Origin of the sequence: Alysiella crassa DSM 2578, from assembly GCF_000745955.1 — a bacterium.
Lineage (GTDB): Bacteria > Pseudomonadota > Gammaproteobacteria > Burkholderiales > Neisseriaceae > Simonsiella > Simonsiella crassa.
Window position 1 is genome coordinate 1 of sequence record NZ_JQKH01000152.1, and the last position, 1,523, is coordinate 1,523.

The window sequence follows — 1,523 nt, forward strand, 5'->3', positions numbered from 1 at the left end:
GACCGAATTATGACAACCCCACACGCAATCGTCAATACCTGAAAATCAAATTATTCACCACCCAACCAAATATCCATGATTTACAATGAAATTTTATTAAAAGAAAAATTCACACCAATGTAAAAAAACACACACTGCGCAGCTTTCAGGCTGCCTGAAAAATAGGCAAATCATAAAATTCATGCGTAAGACTTGTTGTTTGAAACAAATTTACTTATAATACGTTCTCTTGTTTAGAGAGGTGGATGAGTGGTTTAAGTCGCACGCCTGGAAAGCGTGTATACGTGAATAGCGTATCGAGGGTTCGAATCCCTTCCTCTCTGCCAATTTAATTGCAAAGGTGATGTGATATTCACCTTTTTTTCATGGAATTTTGTTATGCTGCTGCAACGTGGGTATTCTTTAATTGAATTATTGTATGCGGTGGTGTTGTTGGGAATTTTGGCGACTTTGGCAATTCCAAGCATGACTTATTATATTCGCCAAGCGCGTTTGTATGACGCGCAAAAGGCTTTGTTAATCAATTTCCATGAATTAGAGCGATTTTATGCGCAAAATTATCGGTTTAAGAAAAACAGTACCACTTGGGCAACATTAAAAGAAATTGAAACAGAACATTTTTGTATTAAATTTCAAGGCAATCCGCGTGGTGTGAAAGGCGACCGTTTTACGCTAAAGGCGGTGGCGAAAAACAAAAAATTAGAACCGCGCTCCATTATTATTGATGATGACAAGCAATTGCGCATTTGTGAAACAACCGTTAGCGAATGCGACCCACCTTCTCATCCCAATAAAACACCTTATTTCTCTGGCGACTCTACGCGCACAGATAAACTCTGCAAATTTCTCTAATTTTTCTTATTCATCTTTATGAATACTTTTCCTTTTTTTAAAATTCGTGCTTATTTGAAACGCGGTGGCGTGATTGCGTATCCGACTGAATCCAGTTATGGTTTGGGCTGTTTGGCGAATAATCGTCGTGGAATTCGGGGGATTTTGCGAATTAAAAAGCGTCCGCAACACAAGGGTTTGATTGTGATTGGGGGTGATTTTGGGCAATTGCAGCCTTATGTTTTCAGGCTGCCTGAACATGAGCAAAATCAAATAGAACGCGCATGGCATGATGATGTGCCGACCACTTTTTTATTGCGCTGTCGGGCAAATGTGTTGCCTGAATTGCGTGGACGGCGGCGCAATCAGTTGGCGGTGCGGGTGCCTCAACATGATTTGGCGCGGCGTTTGTGTGGGGCTGTGGGTGGGGCGTTGGTTTCTACTTCGTGCAATCGGGCGGGAAAACGGGCTTGTCGGTCGGAACGTGAAGTGCGGCGACAATTTGGGCGGGCGGTTTGGGTGGTTGGCGGACGTACGGGCGGACGTAAATCGCCCAGCCAAATTGTGAATTGGGAAACGAGAGAAAGGGTGCGTTAAATTTTCAGGCTGCCTTTCAGTACACGACAAAAAATCGGACGACCTGTTTTGGGTTTGAAAAATAGTCCAAAGTTGCCATCATCAACATGGCGGCT

2 protein-coding genes and 1 tRNA gene are annotated in these 1,523 nt (G+C 43.2%); all 3 read left to right on the top strand.

Annotated features, from left to right (window positions below; translation table 11 throughout):
• The first annotated feature begins 235 nt into the window (after positions 1-235).
• The 3 genes from Q338_RS12470 (at position 236) to Q338_RS12480 (ending at position 1,428) form a co-directional block, all read left to right on the top strand.
• A tRNA-Ser gene (locus Q338_RS12470) sits at positions 236-326 on the top strand.
• 52 nt (positions 327-378) lie between these two features.
• On the top strand, positions 379-852 hold the full coding sequence (locus Q338_RS14190; protein ID WP_034296074.1) for a type IV pilin protein: 474 nt from the start codon (positions 379-381) through the stop codon (positions 850-852).
• Between the two features lie 18 nt (positions 853-870).
• Complete coding sequence (locus Q338_RS12480) at positions 871-1,428, top strand: L-threonylcarbamoyladenylate synthase (RefSeq protein ID WP_034296071.1); 558 nt, start codon at positions 871-873, stop codon at positions 1,426-1,428.
• The last annotated feature ends 95 nt before the right edge of the window (positions 1,429-1,523 follow it).